This is a genomic window from Pseudodesulfovibrio sp. lm2024, from assembly GCF_051175575.1.
Classification (GTDB): Bacteria; Desulfobacterota; Desulfovibrionia; order Desulfovibrionales; family Desulfovibrionaceae; genus Pseudodesulfovibrio; species Pseudodesulfovibrio caledoniensis.
This window is the reverse complement of the sequence record NZ_CP195092.1, coordinates 1,114,165-1,129,587: the sequence shown is the minus strand read 5'-3', so window position 1 is coordinate 1,129,587 and position 15,423 is coordinate 1,114,165. Positions and strand designations below refer to the sequence as shown.

General features: G+C 64.0%; 12 protein-coding genes. 10 read left to right on the top strand and 2 right to left on the bottom strand.

The annotated features are described in order from the left end of the window. Positions 1-191: 191 nt before the first annotated feature. From rho to ACR42D_RS04985, 4 genes are all read left to right on the top strand, one after another. A complete protein-coding gene (rho, locus tag ACR42D_RS05000) occupies positions 192-1,439 on the top strand; it encodes a transcription termination factor Rho (RefSeq protein ID WP_484568438.1) in 1,248 nt (415 codons plus the stop codon). 868 nt (positions 1,440-2,307) lie between these two features. After that, a complete protein-coding gene (locus ACR42D_RS04995) occupies positions 2,308-3,750 on the top strand; it encodes a M48 family metalloprotease (protein ID WP_484565766.1) in 1,443 nt (480 codons plus the stop codon). 68 nt (positions 3,751-3,818) lie between these two features. Continuing rightward, positions 3,819-4,802, top strand: a complete 984-nt coding sequence (locus ACR42D_RS04990) for a bifunctional riboflavin kinase/FAD synthetase (RefSeq protein WP_484565765.1) — start codon at positions 3,819-3,821, stop codon at positions 4,800-4,802. Between the two features lie 5 nt (positions 4,803-4,807). Beyond that, entirely contained in the window at positions 4,808-6,694 is a 1,887-nt protein-coding gene (locus ACR42D_RS04985) for a chloride channel protein (RefSeq protein WP_484565764.1), read from the top strand. 6 nt (positions 6,695-6,700) lie between these two features. Here the strand turns inward: ACR42D_RS04985 and ACR42D_RS04980 are convergent, their stop codons facing one another. Further along, complete coding sequence (locus tag ACR42D_RS04980; RefSeq protein WP_484565763.1) at positions 6,701-7,891, bottom strand: response regulator; 1,191 nt, start codon at positions 7,889-7,891, stop codon at positions 6,701-6,703. A 95-nt stretch (positions 7,892-7,986) separates the two neighbouring features. On the opposite strand from ACR42D_RS04980, the gene ACR42D_RS04975 reads away from it, so the two are divergent. From ACR42D_RS04975 to ACR42D_RS04950, 6 genes are all read left to right on the top strand, one after another. Continuing rightward, positions 7,987-8,535: an O-acetyl-ADP-ribose deacetylase gene (locus tag ACR42D_RS04975; RefSeq protein ID WP_484565762.1), complete on the top strand. Its 549-nt coding sequence runs from the start codon at positions 7,987-7,989 to the stop codon at positions 8,533-8,535. Positions 8,536-8,544: 9 nt separating this feature from the next. Then, positions 8,545-9,084, top strand: coding sequence for an ATP-dependent protease subunit HslV (hslV, locus tag ACR42D_RS04970; protein WP_319581994.1), 540 nt, complete (start codon positions 8,545-8,547; stop codon positions 9,082-9,084). Positions 9,085-9,339: 255 nt separating this feature from the next. Then, positions 9,340-10,722, top strand: a complete 1,383-nt coding sequence (hslU, locus tag ACR42D_RS04965; protein WP_484565761.1) for an ATP-dependent protease ATPase subunit HslU — start codon at positions 9,340-9,342, stop codon at positions 10,720-10,722. A gap of 12 nt (positions 10,723-10,734) precedes the next feature. Beyond that, positions 10,735-11,520, top strand: a complete 786-nt coding sequence (gene speB / locus ACR42D_RS04960) for an agmatinase (RefSeq protein ID WP_484565760.1) — start codon at positions 10,735-10,737, stop codon at positions 11,518-11,520. A 103-nt stretch (positions 11,521-11,623) separates the two neighbouring features. Beyond that, entirely contained in the window at positions 11,624-13,030 is a 1,407-nt protein-coding gene (locus ACR42D_RS04955; protein ID WP_484565759.1) for a sensor histidine kinase, read from the top strand. 20 nt (positions 13,031-13,050) lie between these two features. Beyond that, positions 13,051-13,308 (top strand): 2-hydroxymuconate tautomerase family protein, encoded by a 258-nt coding sequence (locus ACR42D_RS04950; protein WP_484565758.1) that lies wholly within the window; start codon positions 13,051-13,053, stop codon positions 13,306-13,308. On the opposite strand, the gene ACR42D_RS04945 is transcribed toward ACR42D_RS04950, so the two are convergent. Continuing rightward, on the bottom strand, positions 13,256-15,361 hold the full coding sequence (locus tag ACR42D_RS04945; protein ID WP_484565757.1) for an acetate--CoA ligase family protein: 2,106 nt from the start codon (positions 15,359-15,361) through the stop codon (positions 13,256-13,258). The two genes, ACR42D_RS04950 and ACR42D_RS04945, sit on opposite strands and share 53 nt — an antisense overlap. Positions 15,362-15,423 lie beyond the last annotated feature (62 nt).

Below are 15,423 nucleotides of genomic sequence, written 5' to 3'. Positions count from 1 at the left end.
GTGGCCACGCCGTATAGAATTATCGTATCCCATAGTCTGAATTGACATAATCTCTACAACCTCAACAAGAATTTCCAAACATGGTCACTAAAAAGACTGATTCAGAAAGCAAAGGCAAAGGCGCCCCTAAAAAGACCACCCGCAAGAAGCCCCCCAAGGTCGCGCCGGAACAAAACGGCAATGGCGGCAGCCTGAACCTCACCGAACTCAAGCAAAAATCCATGCAGGATCTGACCGATCTTGCCATGTCCTTCGAAGTGGAGAACCCGAGCACCATGCGCAAGCAGGAGCTCATCTTCGCCCTGCTGCAGCAATGCGCCTCTCAGAACGGCCAGATATTCGGCGAAGGCGTGCTGGAAATCCTGCCCGACGGCTTCGGATTCCTGCGCTCGCCCATGTACAGCTACATGGCCGGTCCCGACGACATCTACGTCTCCCCCTCGCAGATCCGCCGCTTCGGCCTGCGCAAGGGCGACGTGGTCTCGGGCCAGATCCGGCCGCCCAAGGAGGGCGAACGCTATTTCGCCCTGCTGCGCGTGTCCGAGATCGGCTTCGAGGACCCGCAGCACTCCAAGAACCTGGTCCTGTTCGACAACCTGACTCCTCTGTACCCCGAGGAGCAGCTGCGGCTCGAAAACGGCGACAAGAACTATTCCGCCCGGATCATCGACCTGCTCTCGCCCATCGGCAAGGGCCAGCGCGGCGTGATCGTGGCCCCGCCCCGGACCGGTAAGACGATCATGCTCCAGACCATCGCCAACTCGATCAACGCCAACCATCCCGAGGTGGACCTGATCGTCCTGCTCATCGATGAGCGGCCCGAGGAGGTCACGGACATGCAGCGCACGGTCAAGGCCGAGGTGGTCTCCTCCACCTTCGACGAGCCGCCGACCCGCCACGTCCAGGTGGCCGAGATGGTCATCGAGAAGGCCAAGCGGCTGGTCGAGCGCAAGCGCGACGTGGTCATCCTGCTCGACTCCATCACCCGGCTCGGCCGGGCCTACAACGCGGTCACCCCGTCCTCCGGCCGCGTGCTCTCCGGCGGTATCGACGCCAACGCCCTGCAGCGGCCCAAGCGGTTCTTCGGCGCGGCCCGCAACATCGAGGAAGGCGGCTCCCTGACCATCATCTCCACCGCGCTCATCGACACCGGTTCGCGCATGGACGAGGTCATCTTCGAAGAGTTCAAGGGCACCGGCAACATGGAGCTCTACCTGGACCGCCACCTGTCCGACAAACGCATCTACCCGGCCATCGACATCAACCGCTCCGGCACCCGCAAGGAAGAGCTGCTCCTGGAAGAGGACGTGCTCAACCGCGTCTGGATCCTGCGCAAGCTCCTCTCCCCCATGAACTCCATCGATTCCATGGAGTTCCTCCGGGGCAAGATGAAGGGCACCAAGAACAACAGAGAGTTTTTGGATTTGATGAGCAAGTAAATCGACATTCGAGGGCGATTTTGCGGCGAATGAAAAGAGCCGCTGTCGGGGGCTATGCACCCGAGTCGCTCCCTTAAAATGCGTAATGCCGCTGATTCATGACTGAATCGGCGGCATTTCTGTATTCTTACGTGGATAGGTCATGACAAGATGTTTGGGGTTAGAGGACGGCAGGAGTTGGCTGGCGGAGATTCTGCGGCCTTTATGCGGAAAATCCCAAAAACCATGAGCCACAGCTCCCCTCATGCGGGAAGTGGCGCAAAGAGGAAAATATGTTGCACAGTATCGGACACATGCTTGTCATTTGCTTACTGTGGTTTCCATTGAGCGCGTTATTTATAATCCCAATGGCGTCCAGCCTAAAGAAACGTGGAGTAAAAAAGTATAAACGTAGGGCAGTAGCATTCTGTATGGCTTTGGCTGCAACGATGACCTTGAGCATTTTTACCAGTGTATCACTTTTGATCTACGTCGACTCGTTACACCCACAATTCATCAGCATCGTGAATTATAATTTATTCGTCTTAGGAGCAATGATCTGCATTTATCTGTGCATATCTTTAGCCACCAGAAGATTAGTATACTTCAAGGAATGTCAACGCAGATATGTTTTTCTCTTGCCATTGCTGTTTCCAATATGGCTTTGTGCCTTGTTTTTATATCTGTTTTTTATTGTTGGAGTTTCTCCGTAAAATCGGAATAACAAAGCCGCAATCAAACGGCTCATGACGCTCAAGCAAGAACATCTTGCAAACGTTTCCTCAAAGAATTCCCTTCCCCCGGCCGCTGGAGGCATTCCTTCCCTGCACATCTTGTGCAACGGGTGGTCGGTGGTTGCTTTGGGCGGGCAAATGATTACTATGGCGGCATGCGTTCACCCTTCGCCATATTCCCGGCCTTGCTGGCCGCCGTGTTGTTGGTTCTGGTCCCGGCCGTGACCGCGCGCGCCGATCTCGATCTGTTCGGCGGCAAGATGACCCTGCGCGACGAGAACAAGATGGGCCACGATTTCGACCAGATCATCCGCGCCAAGCAGAACATGGTGGGCGACACGTACATCACGAAGTACGTGGCCGACGTGGTGGCCCGCGTGGTCACGGGCAAACGGCCCATGCCGTTCCACGTCAAGAGCGCGGTCATCGCCAACCCGCTGATCAACGCCTTCGCCATCCCCGGCGGCTACATCTATATTTTCACCGGGCTGATCCAGTCCGTGGACACCGAGTCGCAACTGGCCGGGGTCATCGCGCACGAGTTGGCGCACGTCTCCCAGCGCCACGTGGTCAGCCGCATCGAGAAGCAGAAGAAGATCTCCCTGCTGTCCACGGCGGGCATGCTGGCCGGGCTGCTGCTGGGCGTGGCCGGGGGCGGCGGCAACGCGGCCCAGGCGGGCCAGGCGCTGGTGGTCGGCTCCCAGGGCGTGGCCACGGCGGCCATGCTGCACTACTCCCAGGAGGACGAGCGCGAGGCGGACCACGTGGGCCTGAACTCCCTGGTCAAGGCCGGGTACAACCCCGAGGGCATGCCCGGAACCTTCGAGATCATGCTCAAAAACAAGTGGTACGACAACAGCTCGAACATGCCGAGCTACCTGTCCACCCACCCCGGCACCGAGGAGCGCATCACCTATCTCAACGACCGCATCGCGCGCATGCCCAAGGCGTTTCTGGAGCGCAAGGACGACAACACCCGGCTGAAGAGGGTCCAGGTGCTCATCCGCTCGCGCATGTCTCCGGCCAACACGGCCCTGGCCTACTGGGACGACAAGAAGGAAAGCGAATACACGCCCATGGACTACGTGGGGCGCGGCATCACCCTTGAGCGGCTCAAGCGCATGGACGAAGCCCAGGCGGCCTTTGACAAGGCCCTGTCCCTGGACAAGGACGACCCCCTGGTGGTCCGCGAGGCGGGCATCTTCTATTTCAAGACCGGCCGGGCCGACCGCGCCGTGGGGCTGCTGCAAAAGGCGGCCATCATGGACAGGGACGACGCCATGGCCCTGTTCTACCTGGCCCGGCTCCAGGCCGAGGCCAAGCAGTACGCCGAGGCGGCCAAGAACATGCGCAAGGTCAACGAGCTGGTGCCCGAGGACTGGGAGGTCCACCACCATTTGGGCATGATCCTGGGCGAGTCCGGCGACACCTTCGGCGGCAACCTGCACCTGGCCTACGCAGCGGTCTATTCCATGCGCCTGGACAAGGCGCGGGAGTACATGCAGCGGGCCCGCGACCTGGCCCAGACCCAGGAGCAGAAGGATCGGATAAAGGACCTCGAGGAGACCATCCAGGCCCGCGCCGAGATAGGGAAATAGCCCGGCCTTGTGCACCGGGCCCTTTTGGCGTAGGTTGCTCTTTTTTTCAAACAGGAACACCCAACACAATGATCGTCGCACGGACCATACAGGATATCCAGGACGTCATCGCCGGGTCATGCGTGACCATCGGCAACTTTGACGGAGTCCACAAGGGCCACCAGAAACTCATCGCGCTGGCCTGCGAGCGCGCCAAGGCCCGGGATCTCATCAGCGTGGTCGTCACCTTCGACCCCCATCCGCTGCGGGTCTTGCGCAGCGACCGCACGCCGCCCTTCATCACCCTGACCGAACAGAAGGTCGAGCTGATCTCCCAGTACGGGCCGCAGGTCTGCCTGCTGCTCGAGTTCACCATGGACATGGCCAAGCTCTCCCCCGAGGAGTTCGTCAAGACCTACCTGGTGGACGGCCTGAACGTGAAGGACATGATCATCGGCTACGACTACCACCTAGGCAAGGGGCGGGCCGGAAACTTCGAGACCCTGTGCGAACTGGGCGACAAGTACGGCTTTTCCGTGGACCGGCTCGACCCGGTGACCATCGACAACGCCATCGTCTCCTCCACCCGCATCCGCGACCTGGTCCAGGCGGGCCACGTCTGGGCGGTGCGTCCCCTGCTCGGCCGGTTCTACCAGGTCAAGGGCGAAGTGGTGCACGGCATGAACCGGGGCGGCAAGCTGCTCGGCTTCCCCACGGCCAACCTCAAGCTGGTGGACGAACTCTTCCCCAAGCCCGGCGTGTACGCCATCTGGGCCGAGGTGGACGGCGCGGTGCACGAAGGCGTGGCCAACATCGGCCTGAACCCGACGTTCGGCAACGACGTGCTCTCGGTGGAGGCCCACCTGCTCGACTTTTCCGGCGATCTCTACGGGGACCATATCCGGGTCCACTTCGTACAGCGCATCCGCGACGAGAAGAAGTTCAACGGCCTGGACGAACTCAAGGCGCGCATCGCCAAGGATGTGGAGCTGGGCCGCCAGATCCTCGCCCAGCCCGAGGCCGCCATCAAACTGACCCACCCGGATTTCAACAAGGGCCCGGAGGTCCGATAAGTTTCATGCCCATCACCCGTCTGATCAATTACTGGAAGGATTTCGTCAAATCGTACCGCACGGTCACCTCGTTTCGGTGGCTGGTCATCGGCGTGGTCGTCGGGACCATGTCCGGCCTCGTGGCCGCGGGCTTTTTCTGGCTGGTGGAGAGCGGCAAGTTCCTCATCCAGCACCAGCTGGCGGGCATCGTCTCCCCGGACCCGGCGGGCGAGGGCCTGTTCGAGGGCCCGGCGGGCGTGTACCGGCCATGGGTCATCCCGGCCTTCACCACGGGCACGGCCCTGCTCACCGGCTGGCTGGTCAAGACCTTCATCCCCGAGACCATCAACGGCGGCACGGACGGCACGGACTCGACCATCAACGCCTTCCATAACCAGGGCGGCATCATCAAGGCCCGGGTGGCCATCATCAAGGGATTGTGCTCGGTCCTGACCATCGCCTCGGGCGGCTCGGCCGGACGCGAGGGCCCCATCACCCAGATGGGCGCGGGCATCGGCTCCTGGCTGGCCAAGATCCTGGACATGTCCGCCAAGGAGCGGCGCATGCTCCTGCTGGCCGGAGCGGCCGGGGGCCTGGGGGCCATCTTCCGGGCCCCGCTGGGCGGCGCGTTGACCGCCGTGGAGGTCATCTACCGCGAGGACTTCGAGTCCGAGGCCATCCTGCCCTCGGTCATGAGCTCGGTGGTCTCCTACTCCATCTTCACCTTTTTCTACGGCACGGACCCGATCTTCGGCATCCCGCGGTTCACCTTCCACGATCCGCGCGAACTGATCTTCTACGCCCTGCTCGCCTTTGTCTGCGCGGCCGTGGGCTGGCTCTACGTCAAGACCTTCTACACCATCAAGTACCACATCTTCTTCCCGCTCAAGGAGAAGATCGGACTGGTCTGGTCCATGGGGTTGGGCGGACTGACCATGGGGCTGCTCGGCATCCTCTACCCGTACACCGCGCACGCGGGGTTGGTCACCGGCGGCATCCTGTCCGGCGGGTACGGCTGGCTGGAGCTGGCCATCCTCGGCCAGATCCCGGCGCTGGGCATGTGCTACATCATCATCGGCAAGACCGTGGCCACCTCGGTGACCATCGGTTCGGGCATGTCCGGCGGCATGTTCGCGCCCGCCCTGTTCGTGGGCGGCATGTCCGGCGGCCTGGTGGGCAAGATCGGCCACCACTTCTTCCCGAACATCGTCACCCAGCCCGGGGCGTATATCCTGGTCGGCATGGCCGCCTTCTTCGCGGGCGTGGCCAACGCCCCCATCGGCCCGCTGATCATGGTCACCGAGCTGACCCAGGGCTACGGCCTGCTGGCCCCGCTTATGCTCGCCTCGGCCCTGTGCATCGTGCTCGGCCGCAACTTCTCGCTCTACGAGCATCAGGTGGAGAACAAGTTCGACTCCCCGGCCCACGCCGAGGACGCGACCATCAACATCCTGGAGCAGATGCACGTGGCGGACTTCTACAACCCGGGCGACGTCATCGTCCTGGAGGAAGGCACCACCCTCAAGGCGTTGACCGACATCATCGCCCACTCGGACCAGTTCTACTTCCCGGTGCGCGCCCAGGACAGCTCGTACGTCGGCATGGTCTCCATCCACAACGTGCGCAACTGGATGTTCGAAGAGGACCTGCACGACCTTGTGGTGGTCCGCGACCTCATGTCGCGCCCGGTCTACGTCCGCCCGGACTACGACCTGTACCAGGCCCTGCTGCGCTTCGTGAACACGGACTACGGCCAAATTCCGGTGGTCTCCGAGACCGACACCTCGGACATCATCGGGCTGATCAACCGCGACGACGTGTTCCTGGCCTATGCCGAGGCCATCGCCCAGGTGAAGGGCGAGGGCCAGGAGGCCGCTCCGGGCGCGGAACCCGCTCCCGCAATCAAGGAATAGAAGCCCCTAGGCCAGGGGCAGATCGAAGGTCACCGACGTCCCGGGACGGGGCCGGTTTTCACCGTTCGCGGCGGGCGACTCGATGAGCAGGGTCCCGCCGTGCTCGTCGCAGATGACCCGCTTGACCTTGGTCAGCCCCATGCCCACGCCCTGCGCCTTGGTGGTGTAGAAGGGGTCGGTCACGTAGGGCAGGACCTCCTTGTCTATGCCCGGCCCGTCGTCGCTGATGCGCACGCCGTAGCGGCGGCCCGGCGTACCGCCCAGCCCGGCCTCGGCCAGTTCGTCGCCAAACATCCCCACCCCGCCCCGGATGGTCAGGCTCGCCCGTTCCTCCACGGCGAACTCCACGGCGTTGACGAAAATCTCGGCCATGGCCGTGACCATGATCCGCTCGTCCACCTTGACCAGGGCGGGCTGTAATCCGCTGTCCACATCAAGGCCCCGGCCCGACGAATCGGCGTAACCGCGCGCCTTGTTCAGGGCGGCCTCCACCAGCCCGTTGACCTGGACCTTCCGGAACGGCTCGGCGGACAGGGACACGTACTCGCTGATGACCCCGACCAGGCTCTCCAGCCGCAGGCTGTCCTCGCGCACGGCCTGGGCATAGGTCGCCAGCGGGCTGTCCTCCGGGGTCTTGCGCAGCAACAGACCGGCGATGCCGCCGATGGACATGACCGGGTTGCGGATCTGGTGGGCCATGGCGTCGGCAAAGTGCTTGAGGCTCTCGACCCGCTCCTTCTGCGCCTTGACTACCTCGGCGGTCCGCTCCCGGACCAGATCCTCCAGGGCCGTGTTCTGGCGCATCAGCTGTTCCCTTGCATGCTTGAGGTCGAGGTGCGCGCGAACCCGGGCCTGGACCACGGGCGGGCTGATGGGCTTGGTGATGTAGTCCGAGCCCCCGAGGCGCAGCCCCCTGGCCTCGTCGTCCGGGGCGTCCAGGGAGGTCACGAAGATGACCGGGATGTCCTGGGTGTCCGGGTTGTCCTTGATCGCGCGGCAGACCTCGTGGCCGCTCATGCCCGGCATCATCACGTCCAGCAGGACCAGGTCCGGTTTGGGGTCGCCATTCACGCGCTCGAGCGCCCCGGCCCCGTCGGTGGCCGCCAGCAGGGTATACAGGGAGTGCAGCGCCTCGATCATGATGCTGATGTTCTCGGGCTGGTCGTCCACAAGGAGTATGGTTTCGGACTTGCTCATTACCTATACTCTATCACGGATAACCGGTTGCCGAAAGTTTTTCGAGCGCCATCCCCCTTGCCATTTCGCGCAGAGACATTACCTATCAAAGCGTCATGCAGAAAACATGGAGCGCAGGCCCCGGACGGCTCACGGTCCGCGAAGGCGACATCACCAGGCTTACCGTGGACGCCATCGTCAACGCGGCCAACTCCCGGCTGGCCGGGGGCGGCGGCGTGGACGGAGCCATCCACCGCGCGGCCGGAATCGGCCCGCTCCAGGCAGCCTGCCGGGAGATCATCCGCAAGATCGGCTCCCTGCCCCCGGGTGAGGCGGTCATCACTCCGGGCTTCAACCTGCCCGCGCCCCACATCATCCACACCGTCGGCCCCATTTGGCGCGGCGGCAACGACAACGAACCCGCGCTGCTGGCCAACGCCTACATGAACAGCCTGCGGCTCGCACACCAACACGACATACGCACCGTGGCCTTCCCGGCCATCTCCTGCGGCGTCTACGGCTACCCGGTCGAAGACGCGGCGCGCATCGCGCTCACCACCCTCAAGCAAGGGCTGGAGGCAGGATTGGTCATCGAGGCGGTCATGGTCCTGCACGGCGAGACGGCCTTTTACACCTGGTCGCGCATCGCCGAAGACATCCTGTAAGGAGAATCCATGGAACTCAGAGGAACGACCATCGTAGCGGTCAAGGACGAAAACGGCACGGCCGTGGCCGGAGACGGCCAGGTGACCATGGGCCAGAGCGTGGCCATGAAGCACACGGCCCGCAAGGTCCGGCGCATCTACAAGGACAAGGTGACCATCGGCTTTGCCGGGGCCACCGCCGACGCCTTCACCCTGTCCGAACGTTTCGAGACCAAGCTCGAGACCTATTCCGGCAACCTGCTTCGGGCCGCCGTGGAACTGGCCAAGGACTGGCGTACGGACAAGTACCTGCGCAAGCTCGAAGCCATGCTGCTGGCCGCGGACGGCGAACACATCCTGATCATCTCGGGCACCGGCGACGTCATCGAACCGGACGACGGGGTGGCCGCCATCGGCTCGGGCGGCTCCTACGCCCTGGCGGCGGCCCGCGCCCTGCAACAGAATACCGACCTCAAGGCCGAAACCATCGCCCGCAAGGCCATGGAAATCGCGGCCGACATCTGCGTCTACACCAACAACCATATCACCATCGAGACGCAGGCCAAGTAATTTGAAATGAAGACGCGAGAGGGAAGCCTTTGAAAAGGTTTCCCTCTCGCGCTCTCCCTTCAAAGCTTTTTGGCGCCACGCCGCCAGGAAGGGACGAGATACGAAATGACGACATGGCGGCGTGGAGGGTGCGTACTCGAAACGTCGCGCCAAGTAATCGAGAACACTCCCACGCCGACAGGCGTGCGATAAAAAGTTTTGGAGATTCTTAAGAACCTTTTTCAAAAGGTTCTTAAGCCGCCGGAGGCATCCACAATGAGCAATCTGACTCCCAGAGAAATCGTATCGGAACTGGACAAATACATCATCGGCCAGGAAGGGGCCAAGCGGATGGTGGCCATCGCCATGCGCAACCGTTGGCGCAGGCAGCAGCTCGACCCCGAGCTGCGCGACGAGATCGCGCCCAAGAACATCATCCTGATGGGCCCCACGGGCGTGGGCAAGACCGAGATCGCGCGCAGGCTGGCGCGGCTGGCCAACTGCCCGTTCTTCAAGGTCGAGGCCACCAAGTTCACCGAGGTGGGCTACGTGGGCCGCGACGTGGAATCCATGGTCCGCGACCTGATGGAGATCGGCGTGAACATGGTCCGCAAGGAAGAGACCGAGAAGGTCCGCATCAAGGCGGAGAAGAACGCCGAGGAACGGTTGCTGGACCTGCTTTTGCCGGGCAAGAAACCGCAGAACAGCGGTCCCATGGGCTTTTTCCAGGGCGGCCAGAACGGCGATGTGGAGAAGATCGAGCCGCCCAAGGAGGACGGCACCCGCGAGAAGTTCCGCCAGATGTTCCGTTCCGGCCAGCTGGACGAACGCGAGGTGGAGATGGAGGTCACGGTCCAGAGCGGGGCTTCCGTCGAGATCATGGCCATCCCCGGCATGGAGGAGATGGGCTCCAACCTGCAGAACGCCTTTTCCAACATGTTCCCGGGCAAGCGCAAGGCCCGCAAGATGAAGATCAAGGACGCCTACCAGGTGCTCATCGACGAGGAGGCCGACAAGCTCATCGACCCGGACGCGGTCAATGAGCTGGCCAGGGAGCGCGTGGAGCAGCAGGGCATCCTGTTCATCGACGAGATGGACAAGATCGCCTCGCGCCACGACCAGACCGGCGGCGGTGCCGATGTGTCCCGCGAGGGCGTGCAGCGCGACCTGCTGCCCATCGTGGAGGGCAGCGTGGTCAACACCAAGTACGGCATGGTCAAGACCGACCACATCCTGTTCATCGCGGCGGGCGCGTTTCACTTCGCCAAACCGTCTGACCTCATCCCCGAGCTGCAGGGCCGGTTCCCCCTGCGCGAGGAGCTGGCATCCCTGCACAAGGAGGAGTTCTACCGGATACTGACCGAGCCGAAGAACGCCCTGACCGTGCAGTACAAGGCCCTGCTCGAGACCGAGGGCGTGGCCATCGACTACACCAGGGAGGCGCTCGAGGAGATTTCGGCCACGGCCGAGAAAATCAACGAGGAGACCGAGAACATCGGCGCGCGCAGGCTCTACACCATCATGGAGAAGATCCTGGCCAACCTGTCGTTCGAGGCCCCGGACAAGTCGGGCAACAAGGTCGTCATCGACCGGGACTACGTCCAGGCCCAGCTCGACGAGGTCATTGAAAACCGCGACCTGTCCCGCTACATCCTCTAGGGGGCCCGGCGGATGCGGCGTATTCCGGTCATCGGCGTCCCTCTGGACCACAATTCGTCCTATCTGCGCGGCTCGGCCAGGGGGCCTTTCTCCCTGGTCGAGGCGCTGCACTGTGACTCGGCCAACCTGTGGACCGAGACCGGCTTCGACCTGGGGCCGGTCCTCGACCACCGAGGCGCGCTCGACCTGGGCGGCCCGGACGCGGCCTTCGAGGTTATCGAGAAGGCCGCGGCCGAGATCGGGAAATCGGCCCCCATCTTCCTGGGCGGCGACCACTCCGTGACCTACCCGCTGGTCCGGGGAATGAAGCGGGCCGTGGGCGACTTCGCCATCCTGCACTTCGACGCCCACCCGGACTGCTACCACGAGTTCGAGGGCAACCCGCACTCCCACGCCTGCCCGTTCGCGCGGATCATGGAGGAAGGGTTGTGCACCCGGCTGGTCTCGGTGGGCATCCGCACGGCCCACGGCCACCAGCGGGAGCAGCGGGAGAAATTCGGCATTGAATGGCTGGAGATGAAGGACCGGGCGAACTGGCCCGCCCTCTCCTTCGACGTGCCGGTCTACGTCAGCGTGGACCTGGACGCCCTGGACCCGGCGTTTGCGCCGGGCATCTCCCACCATGAGCCGGGCGGCATGAGCACGCGCGAGCTGCTGGACGTGCTGCACGCGGTGGACGCGCCGATCATCGGGGCGGACATCGTGGAACTGAACCCGGACCGGGACGTGCACGGGGTCACGGCCATGGTCGCGGCCAAGATCCTGCGCGAGATCGCCGGGACGATGCTCTCGACCTGAGCCGGGGCCGGGCACCCCGTTCGAAGCCTCTTGCCAGATTCCCTCCATCTGCTATGTTCGGGGTAACCATCGAAACGTTTTCACCCCAGGAGGCCCCTCGCCCATGGCCGACCGAGAAAGCCGGGACCCGATCGACCGCATTCCTCCCGGAGGGCTGCGCTGGCTGATCTTCAACCGCCGGGGGCTTGACCGGCACGGCTACCCCCTGCTCGGCATCCTGGTCCTGGCCGTTATCTGCGCCGTGGCCCTGCCGCTGATCAACACCCTGGTCATCTTCCCCGCCTACACCAAGATCATGATCGGCACCTTCGAGGAGGCTGCCCAGCGGCTGGCCGTGCTGACCATCCCGCCGTCCATCAAGCACACCCGCCTCGGCCCGTCGGTCCTGGACACCCCCCGGTTCCTGGCCGACATCTACCGGCTGGAGACCGACTTCGGTCTGATCAAGGTCCGGGTCCTCGCGCCGGACGGAGTGATCCTCTACTCCACGGATACGGCCGAGATCGACCGCGTGGAATCCGGCAGGGCGTTCACGGAAACCGTCTCCAAGGGCAGGCGGCACGCCCGCCTGGTCGAGCTGCGGCGTGGCGCCGCCCGGGGCGACAGCGCGACCATCGACACGGTGGAGACCTTCGTGCCGCTCATGCGCGGCCAGGATTTTCTGGGGGCCTTCGAACTGGTCTTCGACGTGACCGGACCCAAACGCGAACTCGAGCGGTTCAACCTCTACGCCACCACGGGCTCGTTCGTCATCAGCTTCGCCCTGCTCGGCGTGGTCCTGCTCCTGCTGCGCCAGGAGGCGGCCAAGGCGCACTCACGCCAATTGGCCGACAAGCTGCGCGAGGACGTGGAGCAAATCACCCGCCACGACATCAAGACCCCGCTGCTGGGGGTGCTGAGCGGCATCACCTACCTGGAGAACTACACCACCCTGGACCGGGAACAGAAGGACATGCTCGACGACATGCGCCATACCGCGAACACGGGCATGGACCTGATCAGCCGGTCCCTGGACCTCTACAAGATGGAGACCGGGGCCTATGAATACACCCCGGCGGAAGTGAACATCCTGTCCGCCTGCCGGAGGGTGTCGGACGACCTGGCCGAACTGGCCCGACGGCAGAACGTGGCCCTTGAGGTCCTGTTCGGCGACAGGCCGCTCACCCGCGAGGACGAACTGCCGCTGTCCGTGGAGGAAAACCTGTTCTACGCGGTCCTGGCCAACCTGGTCAAAAACGGCATCGAGGCGTCCGAACCCGGCGACACGGTCTCTCTGCGCATGGCCGTAAACGGCGGCTTCATCGTGGCCGTGCACAATCCCGCCCCGGTGCCCGAGTCCGTGCGCGCCAACTTCTTCGACAAGTACGCCACGTCCGGCAAGCGTTCCGGCACGGGGCTCGGCACCTACTCGGCCCGGCTCATGGTCGAGGTCATGGGCGGCCGCATAGACATGGAATCGTCCGAGGAGCACGGCACCACCGTGACCGTGACCCTGCCGCTTCAAGCATAACCGAAATCAGGGAGGAGACCTTGCCGTTCGTCAACATCCGCATCACCAACGAGGGCGCGACCACGGAGCAGAAGCAGCGGCTGATACAGGGCGTGACCGACCTTCTGGCCGACGTGCTGGGCAAGAATCCCAAGACCACCTTCGTGATCATCGACGAGGTGGACACCGACAACTGGGGGATCGGCGGCGAGTCCGTGACCGAACTCAGGAAGAAGTGCCCCCGGGTTAGACCCGCAGGGTCATGCGCACGTCCGCGACCAGGGCCCGCTCGTTGTTGACCAGGATCGGGTTGAACTCGGCCTCGAGCACCTCGGGCAGGTCCAGGGCCAGGCGGGACATGACCATGATGATCCGCTCCAGCGCCGCGAAGTTCACGGGCTTTTCGCCCTTGAGCCCCTTGAGCAGCATGTAGGACTTGATCTCGCGCACGATCTCGAAGGCGTCCTGTCTGGACAGCGGCGCGAGCTTGAAGGAGATGTCCTTCATGATCTCCACGTACACGCCGCCCAGGCCGAACATGAGCATGGGCCCGAACTGCTCGTCGCGCTTGAACCCGAGGATCACCTCGCGCACGCCCGGAGGGGCCATTTCCTGGACCAGGCAGCCCGCGATGTAGGCGTCGCGGCGCATGCGCTGGGCCCGGGCCGTGATCTCCTTGAAGGTCTCCATGACCTCGCGCGCGTTGACCAGGTTGACCGCGACCCCGCCCACGTCGGTCTTGTGCGATATGTTCGGCGAGGCGATCTTGAGAACCACGGGATAGCCGATCTCCTCGGCGGCGGCCACGGCCTCGTCCGAGGTGCGGGCCAGCCGGGTCCTGGGGGTGGGCAGCCCGTAGGCGCGCAGCACCTGCTGGGCCTCGAACTCGACCACCTCGGCCTGCCTGCGGCGCAGGTGGTCGTCGATGACCTTGCGCACCGCGTCCATGTCCCGCTCAACCTCGGCGTATTCCGGCTCCGGGCGGTGCTTCCACAGATAATACTGGTACATGGTCTCGATGGAATGGACCGCCGGTTCCGGGAAGGCGTAGCACGGCACGCCCGCGTCCATGAGCATCTTGCGCGCCCCGGCCACCTTGGTCTTGCCCATGAAGCAGGCGAAGACCGGCTTGGCCCATTTGCGGGCCGTGCGGATGACCGCCTCGGCGGCCTTCTCGATGTCCACCGAGGCCGTGGGCGTGAGCAGGACCAGGATGGAGTGGACCATGGGGTCCTCGCCGATGACGTCCAGGGTCTGGCGGTAGCGTTTGGCGTCCGCGTCGGCCACGATGTCGACCGGGTTGTAGAAGGCCGCGTAGCTGGGGAGAAATTCCTGAAGCTTCTCGATGGTCCGGGGGGAGAGCTCGGCCATGGACAGCCTGGAGCGGTCCGCCGCGTCGGCGGCCAGGATACCCGGCCCGCCCGCGTTGGTGACCACGGCCAGGTTCGGGCCCTTGGGCAGGGGCTGGCTGGAAAACGCCTGGGCCAGGTTGAACAGGGTGGCCACGTCGCCCACCCTGATGACCCCGGACTGGTGAAAGGCGGCGGTGTAGCTCTGGTCCGACCCGGCGATGGCCCCGGTGTGCGAGCTGGCCGCCTTGGCCCCGGCCGCGGTGGTGCCCGACTTGATCATGATCACCGGCTTGTTCAGGCTGGCCCGGCGGGCCTCCCGCAGGAACGCCTCGCCGTGCTCCACGTTCTCGATGTAGCCGAGGATGACCTTGGTGGCTTCGTCGCGGTTGAGGTATTCGAGCATGTCCGCCTCGTCCAGGACCGCCTTGTTGCCGAGCGAGACGAACTTGGAAAAGCCGATGTTCGCGCCCAGCGCCCAGTCCAGGATGGCCACGCACAGGGCGCCGGACTGGGAGAAGAAGGCGATGGAGCCGAGGCCGGGCTGGCCCGCGGCGAAGGAGGCGTTGACCCCGGCCGCGCCGTTCATCATGCCCAGGCAGTTGGGCCCGAGCAGGCTGATGCCGTACTCCTCGCACAGCGCCTTGAGCTCCTCCTCGAGGTCGTACCCTTCCTTGCCCGCCTCCTTGAACCCGGCGGTGATGACGATGGCCGACTTGGTCCCGATCTTCCCGAGCCCGCGCACGGCCTCGACCACGAACTTGGGCGGCACCGCGATGACGGCCAGATCCAGGCCGCGCGGCAGATCGCTTATGTCCGTGATCACGGGCAGCCCCTCGATCACCCCGCCCTTGGGGTTCACGGGCAGCAGCTTGCCGGTGTATCCGGCCGAGAGCATGTTGGTCACGACGGTGTGCCCCACCTTGCCGGGGGTGGAGGACGCCCCGATGACGGCCACGGCGTCGGGGTGGAAGAAGGCGTGCAGATTGTCCTTGAGGGTCAAAGGCTGGGCTCCTGGTCGAGGTGGTGAATCGCGATGGGCCACCCTAACCCGAAAGCGGCCGC

Coding starts and splice junctions, on each gene's coding strand:
- hslU (WP_484565761.1), top strand. CDS start 9,340: ATGAGCAATCTGACTCCCAGAGAAATCGTATCGGAACTGGACAAATAC.
- ACR42D_RS04985 (WP_484565764.1), top strand. CDS start 4,808: ATGCCCATCACCCGTCTGATCAATTACTGGAAGGATTTCGTCAAATCG.
- ACR42D_RS04995 (WP_484565766.1), top strand. CDS start 2,308: ATGCGTTCACCCTTCGCCATATTCCCGGCCTTGCTGGCCGCCGTGTTG.
- ACR42D_RS04955 (WP_484565759.1), top strand. CDS start 11,624: ATGGCCGACCGAGAAAGCCGGGACCCGATCGACCGCATTCCTCCCGGA.
- speB (WP_484565760.1), top strand. CDS start 10,735: ATGCGGCGTATTCCGGTCATCGGCGTCCCTCTGGACCACAATTCGTCC.
- ACR42D_RS04990 (WP_484565765.1), top strand. CDS start 3,819: ATGATCGTCGCACGGACCATACAGGATATCCAGGACGTCATCGCCGGG.
- hslV (WP_319581994.1), top strand. CDS start 8,545: ATGGAACTCAGAGGAACGACCATCGTAGCGGTCAAGGACGAAAACGGC.
- ACR42D_RS04975 (WP_484565762.1), top strand. CDS start 7,987: ATGCAGAAAACATGGAGCGCAGGCCCCGGACGGCTCACGGTCCGCGAA.
- ACR42D_RS04980 (WP_484565763.1), bottom strand. CDS start 7,891: ATGAGCAAGTCCGAAACCATACTCCTTGTGGACGACCAGCCCGAGAAC.